Genomic DNA, 21,092 nt, shown 5'->3' on the forward strand with positions numbered 1-21,092 from the left:
ACGCCCGAGGGTGCGGCGCAGCCTCGGGCGAACCGGCTGTCGTCAGGCGACAGCGTTCCCTGCAGGCGGGCCCCTGGAGGTGATCGTGTCGGCGAGAAGGAGGTCACGGGGCGTACGATCGCGCCGCGTGCGGCGGACCTGGACGCGCGGCCGGTGCGGCGGAGCCGGAAGGCGGAACGGGAGCCTCAGGGGCGCGACGAGCCGACCGACGACGGACCTCGCGATGCGGAACGCGGCCTGCTCGCCGTACGCGAGCCAGAGGCCGCTCAGCACGGCGGCCAGCAGGTGGGCCACGAGCATGCCGGACGGTGACATGCCGCCCATGTCATGACCGTGCGACTCCATCTCGGGCATGTTCGCCATGCCGGCCATGCCGGCCATGCCGTGCATGCCGCTCATGCCGCCCATGGGGTCGGCCGGCATGGAGGCCGTGGGCACACGGCACAGCACCTGGTCCAGCCACCGGCCTGCGACGGAGCCGCCCGACGCGGCCGGGTGCGCGAGGACCTGCGCCCACGAGAAGAAGAGGTGAAGTGCCGCCTGTGCGGCCACGGCAAGGCCCACGACCGGCAGGAGTCCACGCTCACGCCCGGCCGGCACACAGGCCGCACCACCGATGACCACGAGGCCGGTGGCCAACGCCCACCAAGGCACGGTGTCACCGGACATCAGCGTGTGCGCGAGAGCTGTAAGCAGCACGCAGACGGCCGCGAACACCGCGGCCCGTCCGGCGCGGGCACCCCAGCCTGTAGTCATGGCGGTCCATCTTGGCATCCGCCGACCGGTGATCACCGGCAGGTGGTCAACTCCCCCACCGTCCGCCCGCTTTTGCTTCACCTTTGCCTTTCGCCCACCACTGCGTACTATCGCCAGGTCATCGCCGCGACGGGAGACAGGAAGCCGGTGCGAATCCGGCACGGTCCCGCCACTGTGACCGGGCAGCGCGAGCCAGCACTGCCCGGGAGTCAGGTCACTGGCCCGTCGCGGGCTTATTCCGAGGAGCGCGGACTCCGTAGGAGGCTTCACGTGTACGACGGTCCATGCCGTCCCCCTTCCCTTTCTCTCCCCCGGGTGCGACGACGGCGCTTCGTCGTGCGCTTCGGGGCCGCCGTCGTCGCGCTGTCGGCGACGGTGCTCGCCGCCGGCTGCGGCCCGTCCGGGTCGGCCGCCGAGCGCGCCGGCGGCCCGCAGTCGTCCATCACCAAGGGCTTCCCCGTCACCATCGACAACTGCGGCGTCAGGACGACGTACGACAAGCCGCCTTCGCGCGTGGTGACCATCCATCAGCACCCCGCCGAACTCATGCTCTCCCTCGGCCTGAAGGACCGCATGGTCGGCACGGCGTTCCCCGACTCGGCCGTCCTGCCGAGCCTGCGCAAGGACTACGCGTCGGTTCCGAAGCTGTCCGCGAGGGCGCCCTCGTTCGAGAAGGTCCTCGAAGCCGAACCCGACTTCGTCTACGGCGGTTATTCCAGCGCGTTCGACGAGAAGGAGGGCCGCTCCCGCAAGGCGTTCGCCGACGCGGGCATCGACACGTACCTCAACCGCGAGTACTGCGGCGAGAAGAACGTGACCATGCGGGACACCTACGCCGAGATACGCACCATCGGCAAGATCTTCGGGGTCCCCGACCGCGCCGACGCCCTCGTGTCCGACCTCCGCGACCGGGTCGAGAAGGCGCGCGCCGCCGTCCAAGACGAGCCGCACGTCCCCGTGTTCGTGTACGACAGCGGCGACAAGTCCGCGTTCACCGCGGGCGGCAAGAGCCTCTGTACGCAGCTGATCCACGAGGCGGGCGGCCGCAATGTCTTCGCCGATCTGGACGACGTGTTCGGCGACGTCTCCTGGGAGCAGGTGGTCGACCGCGGACCCGAGGTCATCGCGATCTACGACTACGCGGGCGACAAGAGCGTGGAGCAGAAGAAGCGGTACCTGCTCTCGCAGCCCGCGCTCGCGGACGTACCCGCCATCAAGCACAAGCGGTTCGTCGTGCTGCCGTTGACCGCAACTCTGGTGGGTGTCCGGTCGGCGTACGCGGTGGAGGGTCTGGCGCGCGGACTGCACCCGGAGAGCTTCAAGTGACGGCGTCCGTCGTGGGTGACAAGGTTTCGGCGGACCAACGACCAGGCGACAAGCGACCAACTGGCGGGCGACGAGGGCACATTGGGCAGGGCGCGAGACTCACCGCCACCCTGGTCCTGCTCACCGCGCTGCTCGCCGTCTCGCTCACGGCCGGGCTCGCCATCGGCTCGGTGCATGTGCCGCCCGGTGAGGTGTGGGGCATCGTGACGCACGCGCTCGGCGCCGACTGGTGGGGTGACGCGGACTGGTCGCGGGCGCGGGAGACGATCGTGCTCGACGTGCGGGCGCCGCGTGTCCTGCTCGGCGCGGTGACCGGGGCCGGTCTCGCGGTCGTCGGCACCGCTCTGCAGGCACTGGTACGCAATCCGCTCGCCGAGCCGTACCTTCTCGGTGTCTCCTCCGGCGCCTCGCTCGGCGCGGTCGCGGTCCTCGTGTTCGGGGTCGGTGTGTTCGGGGCGATGTCGCTGTCGGCGGCGGCGTTCGCGGGCGCGCTCGGTGCGCTCGTCCTCGTCTACGCCACCGCACGCACCGGCGGCCGCATCACGTCGAGTCGCCTGATCCTGTCCGGTGTGGCGGTCGCGTCGATTCTCAGCGCGCTGCTCAACCTGCTGCTGCTCACCACGGACCGCGGCAACGAGGCACGTACGGTCCTCGCCTGGACGCTGGGCGGTCTCGGCGGGGTGTCCTGGAACTCACTGTGGCTGCCGGGACTTGCCCTGCTCCTCGGGATCGGCGTCCTCATGGTGCAGGCGCCGAACCTGAACCTGCTGCTCGCGGGCGAGGAGGCCGCCACGACGATGGGCCTGGACGTGGCGCGCTTCCGTGCCCGCATGTTCGTCCTGGTCTCGCTCGTCACCGGTGTGCTGGTGGCGGCGGCCGGGCCGATCGGCTTCGTCGGCCTGATGCTGCCGCACATCGTGCGCCTGCTCGTCGGCGGCGACCACCGGCGCGTGCTGCCGACGGCCGCCCTCGGCGGGGCGGTGTTCCTCGTGTGGGCGGACATCGCGGCGCGGACGGTCGCCGCGCCCATGGAGATCCCGGTCGGTGTGCTGACGGCGCTGTGCGGCGGCCCGTTCTTCCTGTGGCTGATGCGACGGGATGCCCGGCGCAGGAACGCGGGAGGTGTCGGATGACGGCGGCCGAGCTCGACGTCGAGGGTGTCACGCTCACCGCGGGCGCCCGGCGGCTCGTCGACGACGTCTCACTGACCGCCCGCCCCGGCGAGACCATCGGCCTCGTCGGCCCCAACGGCAGCGGCAAGTCCACGCTGCTGCGGGCCGTCTACCGCGTACTGCGCCCGGACGCGGGGACGGTGCGGGTGGACGGCGCCGACGCGTGGGACCTGCCGGTGCGCCGGCTCGCCCGAACCGTCGCCGCCGTCGTGCAGGACGCCGGAGCCGACGTGGACCTGACGGTGGGCGAGGTCGTCGCGATGGGGCGCGCCCCGCACAAGCGCCTGCTGGCGGGCGACACGGCCGAGGACGCCGAACTGATCGAGGCGGCGCTCGCCTCCGTCGACGCCACCGACCTCGCCCACCGCCCCTTCGACCACCTCTCCGGCGGCGAACGCCAACGCGTCCTCATCGCCCGGGCCCTCGCCCAGCAACCGTCCCTGCTCGTCCTGGACGAACCCACCAACCACCTCGACATCCGCCACCAGTTGGAGATCCTCTCGGCCCTGCGCCGCCTGCCCACCACGGTGCTGGTCGCCCTCCACGACCTCAACCTTGCCGCCCACTACTGCGACCGCCTGTACGTACTCCGCGCCGGCGAGGTCGTCGCCGCGGGCCCACCGGGCGATGTGCTCACACCACGACTTCTCTCCGAGGTCTACGAGGTGTCCGCCGAGGTCGCCGTCCACCCGCGAACGCGTCGGCCGCAGGTGACGTATCTGCCGAGCGATGAGGGAGGCGTTGGATAGGGCGATCCGTGCGATTCGGGAATCCAAGGGGATGCCGGAGGCGTTCGGTCGATAGCCGGTCCCACTCCAGCCCGTCCCCCTCCCCTGCTTCGTCCAGGAGACCTCTCTCATGTCAGAGCCACAGATCGACGCCCTCGTGTTCGACGTGCTGGGCACGCTCGTCGACGAGCCCGCCGGAATCCGCGCCGGCATTCGTCGACTCGCCCCAGCCATCGACGACACCGACGTCGAGAAGCTCCTGGCGCTGTGGCAGCAGCACGTCGAGCGCGAGCAGCAGCGCGTGCTCGACGGCGGGCGGCCCTACCTCGCGAGCGACGCCCTCGATCTGGAGTCCGCCCGGCTCGTCGCCGATGCCGCCGGGGTCGACGATCCGGCCGCGGTGGCGGAGTTGGCCCTGGCGGGGCGCAGGCTCCCGCCGTGGCCGGACACGGTGGCGGGACTCGCCCGGCTCGCCGAGCGGTATCCGTTGATCGGGCTGTCCAACGCGAGCCGGACGGCGCTGCTCGGCCTCAACGCCCACGCCGGGCTGCGCTGGCACCAGGCGCTGTCCGCCGAGGACGCCCGCTCCTACAAGCCGGACCCGGCGGTCTACCAGTTGGCGGTCGCCGTCTCCGGACGACCGCCGGAGCGGCTCCTGATGGTCGCCACGCACGCCTGGGACCTGCGCGCGGCGCAGGCGCTCGGCCTGCGCACCGCCTACGTCGCCCGTCCCGTCGGTGATCCGCCCGCCCCCTCGGACCGGTTCGACCTGTACGCCGACGATCTGGCCGGGCTCGCCGCTCGGATCGGGGCGTGAGGGCAGGGGCCTGGTTCAGGTGTGCGGCAGGAAGTCGGCGATCTGCCCCGCCACGACGTCGGGGACGAGTGACGGCGCGAAGTGCATCTGGCCAGGGAGCGTCGTGTACGTGACCTGCGGCAGCGCCGTCGCGAGCCGGTCGAGGGTCTCCGGCATCGGCTGCCAGGTGTCGGCGCCCCGCATCAGCAGGGTCGGGACGGTGACGTCGGACCAGCGATCCACGTCCGCCGAGTCGGAGATCAACGATTCGAGGTCGCGGCACCAGCCGGGCGCCTCATCGGGCTCGGCCGGTACCGTGTCTGTTTCCGTGTCGTTGGCGTCGGAGTCGGAGTCGCCCGCGTCCATCAAGTCCAGGAGCGCGGCCGGGATGCGGGCCACCTTCTCGGCGAGCAGCCGGTCGGCGCGCCGCTGCTCCCCCTTCGCGGTCAGCTCCTGGAACTCCTCCAGTACGGGGGCCAGTTTGTCGCCCACCGCGAACAACGGCGGCTCCCACAGCACCAGTGAGCGAATCGGCAGACCGGCTGCCGCCGCGTGCAGGGCGACGTTTCCGCCGTAGGACATGCCGACCACGTGCACGGGGCGGCCGATCTTGGTGATGAGTGCGTCGAGATCCGCCACTTCGTCGGCGAAGCTCTTGGGTGAGCGGCCCGGTCCGCTCGGGGCGTAGCCGCGGCGCACGGGCGTCCACACCTCGTAGCGGTCCGCGAGGAGTTCGGCCACCGGCTCCCAGGAGTGCAGCCCGCCGCCGGAGCAGTGGACCATGACCACGGGCGGTCCCGAGCCGAACTGCCGGTAGGCGATCGCCGTACCGTCCAGGGACTCGATTGACGCAACTGGCCCGAAGACGGACTCGGGTGACTCGAACTCGCTCGACATGGCAGGACCGTCGCACGGCCCGTCGGGAACGGTCCACTCAATTTCGCAGTTCGCGAGAGGTGCGGCGGCAGGTGCACGCGGCGACACGGCCCACTGCCTCGCTCCCCCGCCGCCCCCGTGGGTGACACTGAACCGACCACACGGAGCAGAGAGGTTGGATCATGACTCACGCGGTTGTCGCAGGGCTCGAGAAGATCCGGGGCGACCTGGCCGATCTCTACCGGGACCTGCACGAACACCCGGAGCTGTCACTCCAGGAGACACGGTCGGCCGAGCTGCTCGCGCGGCGTCTGCGGGCCGCAGGTGTCGACGAGGTCGTCGAAAACGTCGGCACGACCGGCGTGGTCGGGGTCGTGCGCAACGGCGAAGGCCCCGTGGTCATGCTGCGCGCCGACTTCGACGCGCTGCCGGTGGAGGAGAAGACCGGCCTGCCCTACGCCAGCGTCGCCCGCGCGGTGGACCACGAGGGCAAGGACGTGCCGGTGATGCACGCGTGCGGGCACGACATGCACGCGGCGTGTCTGGCCGGGGCGGCGACCCTGCTGGCCGGCGCGCACGACCAGTGGAGCGGCACACTGCTGCTGGTCTTCCAGCCCGCGGAGGAACTCGGGTGCGGCGCCCGCGGCATGGTCGACGACGGGTTGTTCGAGCGTTTCCCCACACCTGAGGTCGTGCTGGGCCAGCATGTGGGGCCGCTGCCCGCCGGGTTCATCGGCCACGGCAGCGGTCCGGTGATGGCCGCTTCGGACTCCCTCGATGTCACCCTGCACGGACGCGGCGGGCACGGTTCCCGCCCGGAGGCCGCCATCGACCCGGTCCTGATGGCCGCCCATGTGGTGACCCGGCTGCAAGGTGTCGTCGCCCGCGAGGTGCCTCCGTCCGAGACGGCGGTCGTCACGGTGGGCCGCATGCAGGCCGGCACCAAGGACAACATCATTCCCGACGCCGCCGAGCTGGGCATCAACATCCGCTCCACCACGGCCTCCACCCGCGAGCTCCTCCGCTCGGCGACCGAACGCGTCGTGCGGGCCGAGGCCGTGGCCGGAGGTGCCACGCGCGATCCCGACCTCACCTGGACCGGGAGCGTCCCCGCCCTCGTCAGCGACCCGGATGCCACGGCCACCACGCTGGCCGCGTTCGCAGGCCACTTCGGCGAGCAGCGCATCATCCCCATGCCGCCGGTCAACGCCAGCGAGGACGTGGGTGTGTTCGGCGACGCGATCGGAGTGCCGACCGTCTTCTGGTTCTGGGGCGGCCTCGACACCGAGACCGTCGTGGCCGCCCTGCGGGACGGCAAACTCGACGACCTGCCGGCGAACCACTCCCCGCACTTCGCCCCCGAGATCGAGCCGACGCTGAGCACCGGCGTGGAGGCGCTCACCGTTGCCGCGCTCACCTGGCTGGGCACCAAGGGCGGTCAGTAGTAACCCTTCGACCCGTCGAGCAGTTCCCGCACGATGTCCGCGTGTCCTGCGTGCCGGCCGGTCTCCTCGACGAGGTGGATGAGTATCCAGCGGAGGTCGATCTTGCCGTCGCCGTACTTGGGGTGGCGGCCGGTGGCGTCGAGGGAGGCCGTGGCCACGATCTCGTTGCTGCGGGCGCACTGGGACTCGTAGTCGACCAGCAGTTGTTCGAGGGAGACGCCGGCGGTGTGCCAGTCGGCATCGTCGTCCGACTCGCCGAAGGACGGGTTCACCGTCTCGTCGCCGCCGAGGAACAGCACCTCCAGCCAGGTGTGTTCGACCCAGCGCATATGGCTGATGAGACCGGCCATCGTCATCGCCGGCGAGGTCGGGACGACGCTGCGGCGCGCGTCCTCCTCGCTCAGTCCTTCGCACTTCCACCGCAGGATCTGCCGCTGGAGGTCCAGCCATCCGATGAGCGCCGTGCGCTCGTCGGCCTGGAACGGAGGGCGTTCGAGTGAAGGGGCCATGCCCAAGGACGCTAGCGCGCCCGGTCCGCGGATGTCTTCGGGTTTTCGACGGGAGCGGACGAGCGCCTCGTGCATGTAACACCCACCAGTCGCTCGACGCTGTCTCAAGCAGGGGCTCCTCGGCAGTCGGCGGCCGAGGAGCCCCACGGTCATGAGTGCGGGGCGGGCCGGGCGCCAGTACGGCGGCGTCCGGCGTGGTGTGCGCCGTCGGTACCGCGCACGGAACGGGCCTTCCTGCGGGCCCAGTTGGCCGATCGCGCGCTGAACCGCTGCCAGGCGCGGGCGCGCCGGGAGGCCCGTAGCTCCTCGAAGAGGGTGTCGTAGCGCGCCACGACCGGCTCGGGGTCGTAGCGGTGCGCGGACTCCAGGGCGGCCGCACTCATCTCCTTTCGGCCCGCCTCGTCCGCGATCAGGTCGAGCATCGCCGCGGCGAGCGCACGCGTGTCGCCGACCGGGACGAGCCGTCCGTCGACGCCGTCCGTGATGATCTCGCCGGGTCCCAGCGGCGCGTCCGTGGAGACGACGGGGACGCCGCAGCGCATGGCCTCGACCAGCGTCATCCCGAAGGACTCCGCGTCCGAGGCGCTCACCACCAGCGACGCCCGCGCGAACTCCGGCTCGATCGGCGCGATCGCGCCCATCAATCTGGCCCGGCCGCCGAGCCCGAGGGCGGCGACCATCTCGCGCAGCCGCTGTTCCTCTCCCCCGGCGCCGTAGATCCGCAGCTCCCAGCCGGGTGCCTGCTCCGACACCTCGGCGAAGGCCTCAAGGAGCAGGTCGTAGCGCTTGCCGGCCGCGAGCCTGCCCGCCGCCGCGACGACCTTCGACGTGCCGTCCGAGGGCGGCACGGGGAACGACGGCACGATGTTCGGCACGCACCGGACGCCGACACCGGGCAGCGGCATCCGCTGCCGGTACACCTGCGCGTCCGCCTCCGTCATCGTCACGATCGCGTCGAGCGAGCGGTAGTGGTGGCGCAGCACGGCCCGCAGCTTCTTGCTGTGCGCGTCGTGCCGCAGGTGCTCCTGCGCGATCCGCAGCGCCCGCTTCGGGCCCCACAGGGCCACGTACGCGTTGATGCCGGGGCGGGTTCCGATGACGACGTCCGCGTCGCAGTGCTCCTCCAGGTACTCCTTTGCGCGCTGGTCGTGCAGGAGCGTGTACTGCTTGTGGCGCTTCTCGGCTGCCGGGAAGTCCCGCGCCGGACTGCCGAACGCGGCCAGTCGACTGTCCTCGCTGTCCGCCCGGGTGTCCACCAGCGGTACGAGGGCGATCCGCGGGTCGACCGCGAAGCGGGGGTTCGCCCGGTGCCGGGACATCGAGACGATCTCCACTTCGTGGCCGCCGTGCTCGACGAGCGCGGCGGCGAGGTTGAGCGTGGTGCGCACCGTTCCGCCTATGGCGTACGCGTTGTGCAGCAGGAACGCGATCTTCATGTGCCCATGCCCTCCTCGGCGGGTGCGCGGTGCGGGCCCGTACCGTTCCCGATCTCCCTCGCCTTCGGTGACAGCGTGCGTGCCCTGGGTAAGGGAGCAGTCCCTCCCAGGTGAGAGGCGGGTAAGAAGCCCTCCGGTCGGCGGCCGGGCGGTCGATCCGGGCAGGTCACGGGGGCAGACTGGGGCATGTGTCGCAACGAGCCGTTTCACCAGCCACCGCCCCGCCGTCCGCGGCGCCCGCACCATCGGTGCTGCTCGCCGAGGACGACCGGGCGATCCGGCACGCCCTCGAGCGGGCCTTGATCCTGGAGGGCTACACCGTCACCGCTGTCGCCGACGGCGTCGAGGCACTGGCCGCCGCACACCGCGCCCGCCCCGACGTTCTCGTCCTGGACGTGATGATGCCCGGCGTCGACGGCCTCCAGGTCTGCCGCGTCCTGCGCGCCGAGGGCGACCGCACGCCCATCCTCATGCTCACCGCCCTGGTCGAGACGCCCGACCGTATCGCGGGGCTCGACGCCGGTGCGGACGACTACGTCGCCAAGCCCTTCGACGTCGAAGAGGTCTTCGCCCGCCTGCGCGCGCTCCTGCGCCGCACGGCCCCGCTGCCCGACGAACCTGCCGACCACCGGATCACCGCCGCCGACCTGCGCATCGACCCCGCCGCCCGCCGCGCCTGGCGCGGCCCCCGTGAACTCGAGCTGACGCGCACGGAGTTCGACCTCCTCGAACTCCTCGCCCGCAACAGCGGCATCGTCCTCGACCACGCCACCATCTACGACCGCATCTGGGGCTACGACTTCGGCCCCGGCTCCAAGAACCTGGCCGTCTACGTCGGCTACCTGCGCCGCAAGGTCGACGAGCCCGACGGCCCGCCCCTCATCCACACCGTCCGGGGCGTCGGGTACGTCCTGCGGGAGGCGTGAGATGCGGGGCCGCGAGGACGCCGGGAGCGGAGCGGACACGGCCGTGCCCGACGGCCGGAGCCGCCCCGGGCGGTGGCGGGCCCGGAGTCTGCGCACGACGCTCGCCATCGCGTTCGCCCTCGTGGCGGCCGGGGTCACCGCGCTGGTCGGCGTCCTGTCCTACGACTCCGCCGCCCGGCTCGTCCGCGTCGACCAGGAGGCCGTGTTCGACGAGGTCGTGCACGATCTGCGCGCGCAGGTGCGCCAACAGGCCCTGACGCCCGACGACTTCACGTCCGCCGACCCGGACCACGACGGGCCGCGCGACAACCTGACCCGCCCCGTCGGCACCGACGTCCAGGTCCTCGGCCCCGGCGGCACGGTGATCGACAAGGGCAGCCCGCCGCTCCCGGTCGACTCCGACGCCCGCCGGATCGCCGACGCGGACACCGCAGGTTCCCACGCCGAGGACGCCGATGTGCCGGTCGGCGACGACGAGTTCAGGATGGCGACGGTGGCGCTCGGCGACGGGCGCGGCGCGGTCCAGGTGGCGCAGGAGTTCAGCGACACCGAGGACCTGCTGCGGGAGCTGCAGAAGCGCACGCTGCTGTTCGCGGCCGCGGTCGTCCTCGCCGCGGGCCTGTTCGGCTGGTGGCTGGCGCGCCGCATCACCTCGCGTCTCGTCCGCCTCGCCGAGACCGCCGAGCGCGTGGCGTCGACCGGGCGGCTCGATGTCGCCGTGCCGGTCACCGGCCGGGACGAGGTGGGCAGCCTGGGCCGCTCCTTCGACCGGATGCTCGGCCGGCTCGCCCGCTCCAAGGACGACCAGCGGCGCCTGGCCCAGGACGCGGGCCACGAACTGCGCACACCGCTCACCTCGCTGCGGACGAACATCTCCCTTCTGCGCCGCATCGACGAGCTGCCGCCCGCGTCCCGCGACGAGCTGGTGGCCGACCTCACCGACGAGTCCCGCGAACTGACCGATCTGGTCAATGAGTTGGTGAACCTCGCGGCGGGCCACCAGGACGACGAGGCGCCCGTCGGGGTGTCACTCGCCGAGATCGCCGAGGACGTCGCGACCCTGGCCCGCCGCCGCACCGGCCGCACCGTCACGGTCCGCGCGGACCCGGACTCGACGATCACGGGCCGCCCCACTCAGTTGCAGCGCGCCCTGAGCAACCTGGTCGAGAACGCCGCCAAGTTCGACGCCGACGGCACCGCCCCCATCGAGATCACCGTCACCCGCAGCCCGGGCGCCGGGGTCCGCGTGGAGGTGCTCGACCGCGGCCCCGGCCTGGCCGAGGTCGACTCGGAGCGCATCTTCGACCGCTTCTACCGGGCCCCGGCCGCCCGCAGCAGCCCCGGCTCGGGGCTCGGGCTCTCCATCGTGCGGGAGGTGGCGGCGGCCCACGGTGGTGTGCCGTTCGCGGCGCGGCGGGACGGCGGCGGCGCGGTGATCGGCTTCACGGCCCGCGAGGCGATCCCCGACTGAGCCGTGGCGGGTGTCGTCACCTCACAGGCTCTGGTGCTCCTTCTGCCTCAGCAGGTCTGTCGAACTGTTCGTCGGCGGAGCCCAGTTGGGCTCGGTCCGCGGGGTGTGCGCGGCGCCGGTGTCGATGGCCCAGCGGGCGATCAGGAACGAGAGGGGCGTGGCCAGTACGCCTGCGGCCAGCGCCGTGATGTTCTTCTCCGTCCCCAGGGAGTGCACGCCCAGGTAGAGGAGCGCGCCGCTGAACACCATGTTCACGAGGCTCGACAAGGGGAAGCGGACGAAGCCCTGCCAGGTCGGCTTCGTGCGACAGGTGACGTAGCTGTTCAGCAGGAACGAACCGACGACGCTGACCATGAAGCCGATGACGTGCGCGACCAGATAGGGAATCAGGCGGTTGAGCGATACGTACACGGCCATGTACACGGCGGTGTTGACGATTCCGATCAGGCCGAAGACGAGGAACTGCCGCAAGGTGCGCAGGCCGCCCGTCGACCGAACCGGCTCCTTCGGTCGCACGATCGCGTCCACGGTGAGCGAAGGCTCGGTTCCGGGGGTGGGCACGGTGCCGACCCGGCGCGAGTTCTCCTCGGTTTCTCGCACCACATAGGGCGGGCGGCGCTTTGTCTCGCTGTAGATCCGGCCGACGTATTCACCGATGACGCCGAGCGTGGCGAGCTGGATTCCACCCAGGGCCACGATGGCAATCAGTAGCGTTGCGAATCCGGGGACGTCCACGCCGTGCCTGATGACATTGGCAGCGATCCACAGCGCATAGGCGAACGCCGCGAAAGCGAGCCCCAGTCCCCCATAGATGACCAACCGCAGCGGACGGCTGTTGAAGGAGATCAGGCCGTCGATCCCGTAGTTGAGAAGGCGGCGGCCTCCCCATTTCGACCGGCCCGCCGCACGGTTGACATTTTCATAGGTAAAACTGACGGTGTCGAAACCGATCCAGGAAAAGATGCCTTTCGAGAACCGGTTCGCCTCCGGCAGGGCGAGCACCGCGTCGACCGCGCGCCGCGACAGCAGCCGGAAGTCCCCCTCGCCGTCGACGACATCCACGTCCATGCAGCGCCCCATGGCCTGGTAGTACGCCGAGCTGACGGTCCTGCGCAGCAGCCCCTCGCCGGAGCGGTCCCGGCGGGCGACGACCTGGTCGTAGCCGTGCCGGCGCAGTTCGAGCATCCGGTACAGAAGCCCGGGAGGGTGCTGGAGGTCGGCGTCCATCAGGGCCACAGCCGCGCCGCGGGACATGCGCAGCCCGGCGAGCATGGCCGCTTCCTTGCCGAAATTCCGGCTGAAGGACGTATAGCGAACACGCTTGTCCTCGGCGGCCAGGGCGCGGAGTTGGGAACGGGTGCTGTCGCGGCTCCCGTCGTCGACGTAACAGATCTCGAAGGAGCGCCCCGTCCCTTCCAGGACTTCCTTCAACGCACAGTGAAATTTGTTGATCACTTCTTCCTCATTGAAGCACGGCACGACAACTGAGATCTGACACGCTTCCATTCGCCACCCCGGCAGGTGTGAGTCCAGCATTTGCGACTACGGCCACCACCATGACGCATCAGGTCAAGACAACGGTAAGAAGGCGCGGCCGAACGCGCCGGGATAAACCCCTACCGCGTTATCTTTCGATCAGGCCGACCGGCGACACTCAATGGAGAAGGAGGCAGCCTGTGGTTCATGCACCGGAGAAGGCTGTTCAGGACCAGCGCACCGATGTCCCGCCGCAATGGCGGAGGGCGTGGTGGCGGACGGCCGCACCGCTGGGGCTGCTCTCCCTGCTGCCGCTCGCCGTGCTCGGTTTCGCCGCGTGGAACGCACGCCTGGTGCGGCCCGGCGGCGACGACTGGTGCTTCCTGCCGGTGGTGCACGACGGCGGACTGGCCGCGATGGTCGAGAAGTTCTACCTCCACGACAACGGACGGATCGTCAACGCCGTTCTGGTGTGGGCGTATGCGCGCTTCGGCGAGACGGGCCAGCAGTGGTTCGCGCCGGTCAGTGGTGTGCTCGTCCTCGCGCTGTTGTGGGCCTTCACCGGTGCCGTGCTGCACGCTGTGCGGGTGCGGGTCCCCCGGGGTGTGCCGCTGCTGGTGGCGTCCATGGTGACGGCCCTGTTCCTCTTCGGATCGCCCAACACGTACAAGACGTTCTACTGGCCGGCCGCCTCCGTCTCCCACACCCTGCCCCCGGTGTTCGCCTGCGCGGCGGCCGTCCCGGCGCTGCGGGCGACATCGCGGCGCGGCAGGTTCCTCGCGCTGGGCACCATCGTCCTCGCGGGGGTGTCGCTGGGGCTCGTCTCGGAGGAGACGAGTGTCGTCGCCGCGACCGTCCTGGCGTGCGCGCTGCTGATCAGCGGACGTGTCTTCCCGGAAGCACGACGGCGGTTCCTCCGCCTGTGCTGCACGGCCGGCATCGCGAGCATCGTGATCGGCACCCTGATCCTCTACACCTCCCCCGGCGCCTCTCGCCGCCGGGAGCGCAAGCACGCGTCGACGATGTTCACCCCCGACTCACTGCTCAGCGCTCTGCACGGATTCGGCGAGATCGCCGCCACGGTACTGACGACCTGGTGGTACCTGGGAGCCGTCGCGGTGGGTGTCATCCTGGGCCTGGTCTCCCCGGGCGTCGTGGGTCGCGTCCCGGCCGCAAGGAAGTGTGTGCCGGTCCTGGTCGCGGGTGTCGGCGCGCTGCTCGTCTCCGGCTACGTGTGCACGGTCATCACGTACCCCGTGTTCAAGCACCACGTGGTGTCGTCGACCCGCCTGTGGAACGACTACCTGTTGCTCTACCTCCTGCTGCTGGTGTTCGTCGGCGCGCTCGCCGGGCACGCCGCGCGGGGCCGGGTGCCGCGGACGACACCCGTCCTGGCGGCCGGTGGCCTGCTGTACGCCGTCGTCTGCGTCGCCCTGACGGTGTCCCTCGCGGGCCTCGCGACCACCATGCAGACGCATGCCCGCGACTGGGACCGGCAGGATCGCTGGATGCGCGGTCAGGCCGCGGCCGGCGCCCAGGTCCTGCCGTACAAGCGGCTCCCCCAGAGCAGGATGACCGAGCCGTTCCGCCATGGCGGGAAGGCGAAGTGGCCCGCTTCCTGCATTGCCACCTACTACGACGTCCGACACATCGAGCAGGCCCACAAGCTGCCGTGACTCAGCCCGTCCGCCCGGCCTGGGCAAGCAGGCGTCGGGCCCGGTCCAGGACGGGCTTGTCGACCATCTGGCCGTCGACGGTGGTGACGGTGTCACCTGCGGCGAGTACGGATTGCGCCCAGGCCAGTTCGGCTTCGGTGGGAGTGAATCCGGCTGCCACAGCCCGGAGTTGAGCGGGATGGATGCACAACTTGCCCGCGAATCCGAGGCGGCGGCCGTGCGTGACGTCGGCGTCGAGGGCGTCCCCATCCCGTACGGCCGTGGTGACACCGTCGACCGGCGGACACAGGCCGGCGGCCGCTGCCGCGAGCACCACCTGGGACCGGGCGTGCGCCAGCGCGAGGTGGTCGTCGTGCGCGACGCCGAGGTCGGCGGCGAGGTCCACATTGCCGAAGGCGAGGCGCACCACGCCCGACACCTCGGCCACCTTGTGGGCCCGCAGTACGCCGCGGGCGGTCTCGATGAGCGCGATGAGCGGGCAGCGGCCGGCCGTGCGCGCCGCGATCTCCGAAAGGGCCGCCGGGTCCTCGGACTTGGGCACCATCACCGGGCAGCCGTGTTCCGCCGCCATGGCCAGGTCGGCCTCGGACCAGGGAGTACCGGGGGCGTTGACGCGCACGACCGGCCGGTGTCCCGCGGCCAGCCACCCCGCCACATGCGTGCGGGCCTCGTCCTTGTCGGCCGGGGCGACCGCGTCCTCCAGGTCGATGATGACGAGATCGGCGCCGGAGGCGTGCGCCTTGGCGTAACGGTCGGGGCGATCGCCGGGAACGAAGAGGAAGCTGCGCGCGGCCGCGATCGCCTCGCGAGCGTCGGGTACGTCGTGAGCGTCGCGTATGTCGTGTGCGTCGCGTATGTCGTGTGCGTCGGTCACGCGAACGCCACCTCCGCGGAAGCGTGCCGCCCCTCCCGGTGCGTGGCGACGCCCAGTTGGGCGCCCCGGCCGTCCTCCGTCGGTGTCCCAACAGCCAGCAGGTGCTCCCCGGCGAAGACGGGGCGGTGCAGACGGTAGGAGAGCGAACCCACCTGTCGTTCGGGCGCGTTGCGGCGCACCAGGTCCAGCATCAGCAGTGCGAGCAGCGGGCCGTGGACGACGAGGCCGGGGTATCCCTCGACGTCGCGGCAGTACGGGGCGTCGTAGTGGATGCGGTGGGCGTTCGCGGTCAGCGCGCTCACCCGGAAGAGTTCACGCTCGTCGGGCTGTGCGCGCAGCTGCCAGGGGGCCTCGGAGTGCGGGACGGTCGTGCTGTCGACCGTGGCGGGGTGGCCGGCCGCCGCGCTGCGGCCGGAGCGGTAGACGATGTCCTGTTCCTCGACAAGGCACGTGCGGCCGGCCTGGCGGAACTCGCGGCGTTCGGTGACGAAGAGCAGCTCGCCGCTGCGGCCTCTCTTGGGCGTGACGGAGGCGAGGCTGCAGACGCGTTCGGCCGGTTCACCGACACGCAGCGGCTCCTCGACGCTCACGCGGCCGCCCGCGAACATGCGCTGCCGGTCGGGGATCGGCGGCAGGAAGCGGGCGTCGCTGAGGTGTCCGTCGGGGCCGAGTTCGCTCTGTGCGGGCCACTCCAAGAAGTACAGCCACTGCCACAGCGGGGGCAGGGCGTCGCCCGCCTTCGCTGCCGGTTCGGGCAGATCGAGGACGGCCGAGAGGGCGGCGGCCGGGCCCGGCGACAGGGCGTCCTCGTCGGTCGTCGCGGAGGGCGCCCAGGACTCCACGTAGGAGCCGAGGGTGGGTGTGGAGGCGGCGGGTTCCATGGTGGGGCTTGCCTTCCGTTGAGGGGCGGGTGTCACGCGGTGGTCGTGGCGGAGCGCTCGGCGGGGGCGGCCGCGGTGCCCGGTTCGGTCTCCAGGCGGGAGTCGCGGGACGGCTCGCGCACGAGGAGCGTGGCCAGCAGCGTGAGGGCGACGCATCCGGTCACGTACCAGAAGAACACGGTCTCGTGGCCGTTCTGCTTGAGGGCCAGCGCGACCGGCTCGGTCAGTCCGCCGAAGGTGGCGGTGACGAGGGCGTGCGGGAGGCCGACGCCCAGGGCACGCACCTTGGTGGGGAACATCTCGGCCTTGACGATGGCGGCGAGGGCCGAGTAGCCGGTGACGAACGCGAGGGCGAGGGTCATCAGGAGGAAGGCGACCCACGGGTTGCTGGTGTGTCCCAGGAAGGTCATCACCGGGACGGTGAGCACCATGCAGCCGATCGAGAAGCCGAACATGACGGGGCGGCGGCCCACCCGGTCGGACAGCGCGCCGACCAGCGGTTGCAGCAGCATGTAGACGAAGAGGGCCGCGAAGCCGATGACCGTCACGGTCGACTTGGGGATGCCCGCGGTGTTCACGAGGTACTTCTGCAGATAGGTGGTGTACGTGTAGAAGGCGACGGTGCCGCCGATGGCGAGGCCGAACACGGCGAGCAGTTGGCGCGGGTACTCCTTGAACAGGGCGACGAGCCCCTTGCGTTCGCCGTCGGTGGCGCGTGCCTGTTCCTTCTGGAAGTGCTCGGACTCCTCCATGGTGCGCCGCAGGTACATGACGGTGAGTCCGGCCACCGCCCCGACGACGAACGGGATGCGCCAGCCCCAGCTGGCCAGTTGGGCCTCGGTGAGCACGTTCTGGAGGACGATCGCCACGAGCAGCGCGGAGAGCTGGCCGAGCACGATGGACACGTACTGGAAGCTGGAGTAGAAGCCGCGTCGTCCGGTCGGTGCCACCTCGGAGAGGTAGGAGGCGCTGGAGCCGAACTCACCGCCGACGGACAAGCCTTGGGCCAGGCGCGCCACGACGAGCAGGGCGGGCGCCCACAGGCCGATGACGTCATGTCCCGGCGACAGGGCGATGACGAGTGACCCGGCGCTCATCAGCAGTACGGAGAGGGTGAGCGCCCGTCGGCGGCCGAACCGGTCCGCGTAGGCGCCGAGGAGCCAGCCACCGAGCGGCCGCATCAGGAAGCCGACCGCGAACACGACGGCGGTGGACAGGAGTTGGGCGGTCTGGCTGCCTTCCGGGAAGAACACCGGCGCGAAGTAGACGCTGAAGGTGGCGTAGGCGAACCAGTCGTACCACTCGATGAGGTTGCCCAGACAGCCGCGCACGACGTTCGCGGTGACGCGGGAGGGTGGGCTGGGGGCCGGTGTCTTGCTCATCCGTGGCGTCTCCGTACTCAGTGCTCGATACGAGGTGGTCGGGCGGCTCAAACGCCACTCATCATGAGCGCTGATGCGGGATGCGGAACAATAGAAAATCATGATGTGCCCATGCATGGGGAGCATGGGTGTCCGCGGGCACATCCCCGCGGACGGCGTTACCTCGGCGCCCCGTCGAGGAAGTCGAGGACCGCCTCCCCGGCCTCCGTCCGGCACTCCTCGAAGTAGGCGTGGCGCGCGCCGGGAAACAGTCGCGTCGTGGCGTCGGGGATGCGGTCGGCGAGCAGCGGCAGGTTGTCCGGCGGGGTGAGCCGGTCCTGGTCGCCGTGGAGGATGAGCGTGGGCGCGGTGATGTGCGGCAGCGCGTCCCATGCGTCGTGCCGGTTGCTGGCGCGCAGGTGGCCGCGGCGGGCGTGCGGCGGCATGTCGGGGTCGCCGAGTGTGCCGTACGGGCCGGGGTGGGCGGCGCGCCAGGCGGGTGTGTACATGAGGTCGGTCAGCGCCTCCTCGGCGGCGCCCGGTTCGGGACTGACCAGCGCGCGGCGCACCTCGGCGTCGCGCTCCACCGCGTGCGGCCCGCCGGGCGAGGTGCAGCCGAGGACGAGCCGCCGGATCCGGTCCGGGTGGCGTGCGGCGACCCATTGCGCGACCCGTCCGCCCATGGAGGTGCCGTACAGGTCGGTGCGCTCGATCCCGAGGGCGTCGAGCACGGCGATCACGTCGTCCGCGAACTGCCGGGTGGAGTAGCCCTCTTGAGCCTCGGGCTTGCCGCTTGCGCCCGTGCCCCGGTAGTCGAGCGTGATGGTGCGGTGGGCCGGGTGGAAGTCGTCGCGTACGGCGTCCCACCAGTGGTGGTTGTTGGCCTGTCCGGCGAGGAGGACGAGCGGGTGGCCGGTGCCGCGGGTCTGGTAGGCGAGCGTGGTTCCGTCGGCCGCGGGCGTGGTGGCTTCGAGGTGGTGGGGGTCGGGCATGGTTCTCCTGGGGCGCTGTCCGTGGAAGGTGTCGTGGTCGTCGGGTGTCACTGCTCTCCTGCCGCTCCGTCCTCCGTCTCGGGGAGCCGCGCCGAGGGCCATCTGCCGTTCTCCACGGCGGCGTTGACCTGGCGCACCAGTTCCTGCGCGACGACGTTCACGGCGGGTGGTGTGCGGCCGGTGCGGGGTGTGCCCAGCACGATGGAGCGCCACGCGGCGGGCTCGCACAGGGGCGCGGCGCTGAGCTCGCCGGCCGCGACGTCCTCGGCGATGCCCACGCCGGGCAGGATCGTCCAGCCGTGTCCGGCCCGGGCGAGCTGTTTCTGTACGGGCATCGAGTTGGTCTGCGCCGCGACCTCGATGCGGGCGCCCGCGCGGGCCGCGGCCGATTCGATGAGCGCGCGCAGCGCGTGCCCGGACGTCGGCATCACGAGCGGGCGCGCCGCCGCCTCCGCAAACGGGACGGGGCGCTCGGCCCGGAGCCCGGCCTCCGGTGGGGCCGCCACCCACAGCCGCTCGCGCACCAGGGGCCGTACGTTCAGGGAGGGCGCGCTGTCGAGGTTGTAGAGCAGCGACAGATCGAGGTCGCCGTCGTCGAGCCACTGCTGCAGATGGCCCGAGTACGCGGTCATCACCCGCAGCCGCACGCCCGGGTGGGCCTCGCGCATGGCCGTCACCAGTGGTTCCGCGAGCAGTTCGAGGGTGCTCTCCAGCAGGCCGACGGTCACGATGCCGGACACCTCGCCGGGCGTGGGCCGCACCTCCGCGCGGGCGCGCTCCAGCTCGTGCAGCGCCCGCCGGGCCCGCTCCACGACGGCCGCTCCGGCCTCGGTCGGCCGCATGCCCTGCCGGGTCCGCTCGAAGAGCGGCACGCCCAACTCCTCCTCCAGGGTGCGGATCTGGCGGGTGACGGCGGGCTGAACGAGGTGCAGCACCGTCGCGGCCCGCGTGACGCTGCCCACCTCGGCCACTGTCACCAGCGCCTTGAGCTGCTTGATGTCCATCGCACCCCGCCCCTTGCCTGCCATCCGCGCCGCGCATGGCGGCATCACGATTTGCTATTTCCCGAGCATTGCCATGAAGACCCATGATGTTAGTCGTCACGGTGCGGCCGCCCGCCGGCCACCCCGTGCACGCCACATGACCACCCCCGCTCCTGGAGGTCACCGCATGACCGGGACGACCGACCGTGCCGCCGCACCGCCGCAGCACCCGCTGTCCGGGATCACCGTCGTCAGCCTCGAACAGGCCGTGGCCGCTCCCTTCGCCACGCGCCAACTGGCCGACCTCGGCGCCCGCGTCATCAAGGTGGAGCGGCCCGACGGCGGCGACTTCGCCCGCCGCTACGACTCCACGGTGCACGGCGAGTCGAGCTATTTCGTCTGGCTGAACCGCGGCAAGGAGTCGCTGACGCTGGACGTGAAGTCCCCGGCCGGGCGCGAACTCCTCGACGAACTCCTTGCGGACGCCGATGTGTTCGTGCAGAACCTCGGCCCAGGCGCCGCCGCCCGCCTCGGCCTCGACGCGGCCACGCTGGCGGAGAAGTACCCGCGCCTGATCCCGTGCACCGTCTCCGGCTACGGCACCAGCGGGCCCTGGGCCGACCGCAAGGCGTACGACATGCTGGTGCAGTGCCAGACCGGCCTGGTCTCGCTCACCGGCACGGCGCGGGAGGCCGCGCGGGCGGGCGTGTCGATCGCCGACATCGCCGCCGGGATGTACGCCTACACCGGCATCCTCACCGCCCTGTTCACCCGCGCGACCACGGGTGTCGCACGCGCCGTGGAGGTGTCACTGTTCGAGGCGCTCGCGGAGTGGATGGGCCAGCCCGCCAACTACACCCGCTACGGCGGGACCCAGCCGCCACGCATCGGCACCCAGCACGCCACCATCGCCCCGTACGGCGCCTACCCCGCACGCGACGGCAAGCAGATCCTGATCTCCGTACAGAACGAACGCGAGTGGCGCGCGCTGTGCGAACAGTTCCTCCAGCGGCCCGAGTTGACCGCGGACCCGCGCTTCGCCACCGGCTCCGCCCGCGTCACCCACCGCGACGAGCTGAACGTCGTCATCGCCGAGCGCTTCCAGCAGTGCGAGGGCGCCGACGCCGCCGAGGCGCTCGACGCGGCGGGCATCGCGAACGCGGGCGTCAACGACGTCGCCGAGTTCCTCGACCACCCGGTGCTCGCAGGACGCGGGCGCTGGCACGAGGTGGGCACACCCGGCGGCCCCGTCCAGGCGCTGCGGCCCCCGGCCGATCTGGCCGGAATCGACCCCCGGATGGACCCGGTCCCGGCTCTCGGCGAGCACACCGAACGACTCCTGAAGGAGCGGGGACGCACCGCCGAACAGATCGCGGACCTGCGCGCAGCGGGCGCGATCTGAACACTC

19 protein-coding genes and 1 riboswitch are annotated in these 21,092 nt (G+C 71.4%); of the genes, 9 read left to right on the forward strand and 10 right to left on the reverse strand.

Going from position 1 to position 21,092, the window contains the following annotated elements; translation table 11 throughout:
• Window positions 1-42 precede the first annotated feature (42 nt).
• Window positions 43-756: a hypothetical protein gene (locus tag ACYSUO_RS01075; RefSeq protein WP_461774049.1), complete on the reverse strand. Its 714-nt coding sequence runs from the start codon at window positions 754-756 to the stop codon at window positions 43-45.
• 98 nt (window positions 757-854) lie between these two features.
• Window positions 855-996, forward strand: a riboswitch (cobalamin riboswitch).
• Between the two features lie 30 nt (window positions 997-1,026).
• On the opposite strand from ACYSUO_RS01075, the gene ACYSUO_RS01080 reads away from it, so the two are divergent.
• The 4 genes from ACYSUO_RS01080 (at window position 1,027) to ACYSUO_RS01095 (ending at window position 4,799) form a co-directional block, all read left to right on the forward strand.
• Window positions 1,027-2,082 carry an ABC transporter substrate-binding protein gene (locus tag ACYSUO_RS01080; RefSeq protein WP_461774050.1) on the forward strand — a complete coding sequence of 352 codons (1,056 nt, stop codon included), beginning with the start codon at window positions 1,027-1,029 and terminating at the stop codon, window positions 2,080-2,082.
• Window positions 2,083-2,162: 80 nt separating this feature from the next.
• Entirely contained in the window at window positions 2,163-3,215 is a 1,053-nt protein-coding gene (locus tag ACYSUO_RS01085; RefSeq protein ID WP_461774359.1) for a FecCD family ABC transporter permease, read from the forward strand.
• Window positions 3,212-4,003, forward strand: a complete 792-nt coding sequence (locus ACYSUO_RS01090) for an ABC transporter ATP-binding protein (protein ID WP_461774051.1) — start codon at window positions 3,212-3,214, stop codon at window positions 4,001-4,003. The genes ACYSUO_RS01085 and ACYSUO_RS01090 overlap by 4 nt, the downstream gene beginning before the upstream one ends.
• Before the next feature lie 109 nt (window positions 4,004-4,112).
• Complete coding sequence (locus ACYSUO_RS01095; protein ID WP_461774052.1) at window positions 4,113-4,799, forward strand: haloacid dehalogenase type II; 687 nt, start codon at window positions 4,113-4,115, stop codon at window positions 4,797-4,799.
• 15 nt (window positions 4,800-4,814) lie between these two features.
• Here the strand turns inward: ACYSUO_RS01095 and ACYSUO_RS01100 are convergent, their stop codons facing one another.
• Window positions 4,815-5,675, reverse strand: coding sequence for an alpha/beta fold hydrolase (locus tag ACYSUO_RS01100; RefSeq protein ID WP_461774053.1), 861 nt, complete (start codon window positions 5,673-5,675; stop codon window positions 4,815-4,817).
• A 161-nt stretch (window positions 5,676-5,836) separates the two neighbouring features.
• On the opposite strand from ACYSUO_RS01100, the gene ACYSUO_RS01105 reads away from it, so the two are divergent.
• Window positions 5,837-7,099 (forward strand): amidohydrolase, encoded by a 1,263-nt coding sequence (locus tag ACYSUO_RS01105; RefSeq protein ID WP_461774054.1) that lies wholly within the window; start codon window positions 5,837-5,839, stop codon window positions 7,097-7,099.
• Here the strand turns inward: ACYSUO_RS01105 and ACYSUO_RS01110 are convergent.
• Window positions 7,093-7,608 (reverse strand): DinB family protein, encoded by a 516-nt coding sequence (locus ACYSUO_RS01110; RefSeq protein ID WP_461774055.1) that lies wholly within the window; start codon window positions 7,606-7,608, stop codon window positions 7,093-7,095. The two genes, ACYSUO_RS01105 and ACYSUO_RS01110, sit on opposite strands and share 7 nt — an antisense overlap.
• 149 nt (window positions 7,609-7,757) lie before the next feature.
• The gene (locus ACYSUO_RS01115; protein ID WP_461774056.1) at window positions 7,758-9,044 is read right to left on the reverse strand and encodes a glycosyltransferase family 4 protein; all 1,287 of its coding nucleotides are present in this window, start codon (window positions 9,042-9,044) and stop codon (window positions 7,758-7,760) included.
• 248 nt (window positions 9,045-9,292) lie between these two features.
• Between ACYSUO_RS01115 and ACYSUO_RS01120 the strand changes: the two genes are divergently transcribed.
• Window positions 9,293-9,970 (forward strand): response regulator transcription factor, encoded by a 678-nt coding sequence (locus tag ACYSUO_RS01120; RefSeq protein WP_461774360.1) that lies wholly within the window; start codon window positions 9,293-9,295, stop codon window positions 9,968-9,970.
• Window position 9,971: 1 nt separating this feature from the next.
• The gene (locus ACYSUO_RS01125; protein WP_461774057.1) at window positions 9,972-11,441 is read left to right on the forward strand and encodes a sensor histidine kinase; all 1,470 of its coding nucleotides are present in this window, start codon (window positions 9,972-9,974) and stop codon (window positions 11,439-11,441) included.
• Window positions 11,442-11,462: 21 nt separating this feature from the next.
• Here ACYSUO_RS01125 and ACYSUO_RS01130 read toward each other — a convergent pair whose 3' ends face one another.
• Window positions 11,463-12,947 (reverse strand): glycosyltransferase, encoded by a 1,485-nt coding sequence (locus tag ACYSUO_RS01130; protein WP_461774361.1) that lies wholly within the window; start codon window positions 12,945-12,947, stop codon window positions 11,463-11,465.
• 170 nt (window positions 12,948-13,117) lie between these two features.
• On the opposite strand from ACYSUO_RS01130, the gene ACYSUO_RS01135 reads away from it, so the two are divergent.
• On the forward strand, window positions 13,118-14,593 hold the full coding sequence (locus ACYSUO_RS01135; protein ID WP_461774058.1) for a DUF6056 family protein: 1,476 nt from the start codon (window positions 13,118-13,120) through the stop codon (window positions 14,591-14,593).
• 1 nt (window position 14,594) lies between these two features.
• Here ACYSUO_RS01135 and ACYSUO_RS01140 read toward each other — a convergent pair whose 3' ends face one another.
• From ACYSUO_RS01140 to ACYSUO_RS01160, 5 genes are all read right to left on the reverse strand, one after another.
• Window positions 14,595-15,467 (reverse strand): HpcH/HpaI aldolase/citrate lyase family protein, encoded by an 873-nt coding sequence (locus ACYSUO_RS01140; RefSeq protein WP_461774059.1) that lies wholly within the window; start codon window positions 15,465-15,467, stop codon window positions 14,595-14,597.
• Window positions 15,464-16,348, reverse strand: a complete 885-nt coding sequence (locus ACYSUO_RS01145; protein WP_461774060.1) for an HTD2 family dehydratase — start codon at window positions 16,346-16,348, stop codon at window positions 15,464-15,466. The genes ACYSUO_RS01140 and ACYSUO_RS01145 overlap by 4 nt, the downstream gene beginning before the upstream one ends.
• A gap of 32 nt (window positions 16,349-16,380) precedes the next feature.
• On the reverse strand, window positions 16,381-17,730 hold the full coding sequence (locus ACYSUO_RS01150) for an MFS transporter (protein WP_461774061.1): 1,350 nt from the start codon (window positions 17,728-17,730) through the stop codon (window positions 16,381-16,383).
• A 158-nt stretch (window positions 17,731-17,888) separates the two neighbouring features.
• Window positions 17,889-18,701, reverse strand: coding sequence for an alpha/beta fold hydrolase (locus tag ACYSUO_RS01155; protein ID WP_461774062.1), 813 nt, complete (start codon window positions 18,699-18,701; stop codon window positions 17,889-17,891).
• Window positions 18,702-18,748: 47 nt separating this feature from the next.
• Window positions 18,749-19,705, reverse strand: a complete 957-nt coding sequence (locus ACYSUO_RS01160; protein ID WP_461774063.1) for a LysR family transcriptional regulator — start codon at window positions 19,703-19,705, stop codon at window positions 18,749-18,751.
• 166 nt (window positions 19,706-19,871) lie between these two features.
• On the opposite strand from ACYSUO_RS01160, the gene ACYSUO_RS01165 reads away from it, so the two are divergent.
• A complete protein-coding gene (locus ACYSUO_RS01165) occupies window positions 19,872-21,086 on the forward strand; it encodes a CaiB/BaiF CoA transferase family protein (RefSeq protein ID WP_461774064.1) in 1,215 nt (404 codons plus the stop codon).
• The last annotated feature ends 6 nt before the right edge of the window (window positions 21,087-21,092 follow it).

The sequence above is a fragment of the Streptomyces sp. UC4497 genome, from assembly GCF_054871485.1.